We start from the raw sequence: 2,410 nt of genomic DNA on the forward strand, positions 1-2,410 counted from the left end.
GTCTTGGGAATAGCCGCCTTTTTTATTGTCGCGATGCCATGCATCCAGCTTGCTTTGAATATCCTCACGGACCGCTAAAAGTGCGCGATTTTTCGGGCCCAAATCGTGAGCAAGCTGCGAAAGCCCTGCCCAAAAGGCATCTGAGCTGACACCAGTTCCTTCCAAAGCGCTGTGTTCGATGAAATCCACCAGAACCTGATCAACTTGAAGCCCGTGCTTTTCAATCCGCTGAACCATGTCTTCCTCCGCTCACATATCCCTATGCAAAGACCTACGGCACATGGCACCGCGCAACAACAAATTGCGTGTTTGAAAGACCCTTCGGAAAATCCAAAGACTACGATCGTTGTGCTTAGAGTGCTTGCAGCAGCTTCGCTTCATACGCGCGCAGGCAGGGAAAGGCCGCAGATTTATCGACCTGTTCTTCAAAAAGCTCTGGGAACAAAGTGCTTATTTCTTCTATCGCTTCATCACTAAGCGCTGGCTGACTTGAGCTGCCTAAAAACAGTGTTTCCGCCGGAGCACCGTTGGCAAAGACGATATCATGCTGTGCTGTTAATATATGGTAGTAGGTAATTTCATCGACCATGCGCCGGGTGATGGTTGTGCCATTCACCAGTGACTTGGCTGCGACCAATGCCGCTTCAGAGCCAAAGTAAAGTTGAACGATCGGGTTGCCGATCTGAACCCGATGGTTCGGCGACAAAAGAAGTTCTTCAGAATTGCCAACTGCTTCGGGCGCAAAGCAAACGGGCGCAAGTTTACCATGCCCCCGCACGGTGCTTTTTCCGACCCAAAGTACGTCTTGCAGGCCATTCTCCAAAGTGACGACGCTGTCACCTGCTCTGATATCTTCAATCGCAAACGATCCAAAACTTGTTTGGATTTTCGTGCCCTCCGCAAAACAAGCAACATAATCGTCATACGCGTTCGGTTGAGTGTGCGACGTGCGTTCGGTGTTGAATGTATAGCTGCTGCCTGCCACCAGCGGGACTGTTGAGGCAATTCCATCAACCGCCCCTTGCTGGTATCCGTCCCCACCAAAGTGAAACGACGTCACCTTGTGACCAGTGCCGGTATTGATCAGATCATAGGCCGTATTGATCGAGGTGCCTGCCGCATAAGGCGTGCCATCCAAAGTAACAGCCGCATCCAACACCTGCGAGCCGTCAACTTCATCAAAGATGATATCATCGTCGGAGACTTCGATCCGAGTGCCCGTTGCGCCCGGCACCAATTGAAGCGTGAAAGGAGCCGTTCCAGCTGCGGCAGCGCCTGCCTCGTCCGGCAAGCCACCGACAAAGTCCGATGGAGAGTAAACATATAAAAAAGGCATACCGCGCCTCCACCAGAAAACTAAACGAGAACAACTTTACTAAATAAAGCGTTTACAGAATAAATGTGTTCGAAATGGGTCACAATCCCGTAAATCCTCAACAATCGTGTGAAATCGCTTCGATCATTTCCAATTTGTCGACGGCTTAGCCTTAAGCGTGTGCATTGCCTTAAATGCTCGGCGCAAAGCAGTAGCCGCGTGCGGGGCATCCGCGCCTTACAAAATTTCGCGCGCGCAATGTGCGCTTGCCCCTGCTGCGCATCTCGCTACCTTGCACGATAACAAATAGGAGCTTTCCATGCGCGACGCCGCCCCTCAGACTATCTACCTCAAAGACTACACAGCATTCGGCTATATCGTTCAGGATGTGCATCTAACGTTCAAACTTGCACCGACATCAACGCGGGTCATTTCCCGCATCCGTTTTGCTCCGAACCCAGATGCCACCGACAAGACCTTCTTTTTGCATGGTGAGCAGCTTGATTTGAAATGGGCCAAGATCAACGGCAAAGCGATCACCCCAGATATCTCCGAGACCGGCCTGACAGCCGCAGTGCCCGAAGGTGCATTCACCTTCGAAGCCGAGGTTGAAATCAGCCCTGAAACCAATACCGCGCTTGAAGGGCTTTATATGTCCAGCGGCATGTATTGCACGCAATGTGAGGCCGAGGGGTTTCGCAAGATCACCTATTACCCAGACCGCCCCGATGTGATGAGTATCTTCACCGTGCGCGTTGAGGGCCCGCATCCTGTGCTACTCTCAAACGGCAACCCTGGGGCTTCTGGCGAGCATTTCGCAGAATGGCACGATCCTTGGCCCAAACCCGCCTATCTCTTTGCGCTGGTTGCAGGCGAGTTGATCGCCCATCCTGATCGCTTCACAACCATGTCTGGCAAAGATGTGGAGCTGAATATCTACGTGCGCAAAGGCGATGAGGACAAATGCGCCTTTGGTATGGAAGCGCTGAAAAAATCGATGAAATGGGACGAGGATGTCTATGGTCGCGAATACGATCTGGACATCTTTAACATCGTTGCGGTCGATGATTTCAACATGGGCGCGATGGAAAACAA

2 protein-coding genes and 1 pseudogene are annotated in these 2,410 nt (G+C 51.8%); 1 reads left to right on the forward strand and 2 read right to left on the reverse strand.

Annotation, left to right across the window (positions count from 1 at the left end):
- Both ACRBCU_RS10345 and ACRBCU_RS10350 read right to left on the reverse strand, forming a co-directional pair.
- Positions 1 to 237 (reverse strand): annotated as a pseudogene (locus ACRBCU_RS10345) (malate synthase G); the annotation flags it as partial.
- A 115-nt stretch (positions 238 to 352) separates the two neighbouring features.
- Positions 353 to 1,336: a Hint domain-containing protein gene (locus ACRBCU_RS10350; protein ID WP_431365305.1), complete on the reverse strand. Its 984-nt coding sequence runs from the start codon at positions 1,334 to 1,336 to the stop codon at positions 353 to 355.
- A gap of 298 nt (positions 1,337 to 1,634) precedes the next feature.
- Here ACRBCU_RS10350 and ACRBCU_RS10355 point away from each other — a divergent pair.
- Positions 1,635 to 2,410, forward strand: a 776-nt coding sequence (locus ACRBCU_RS10355) for a M1 family aminopeptidase (protein WP_431365306.1), incomplete at its 3' end; no start/stop codon positions are given.

This window comes from Planktotalea sp., assembly GCF_050633725.1.
GTDB lineage: Bacteria > Pseudomonadota > Alphaproteobacteria > Rhodobacterales > Rhodobacteraceae > Planktotalea.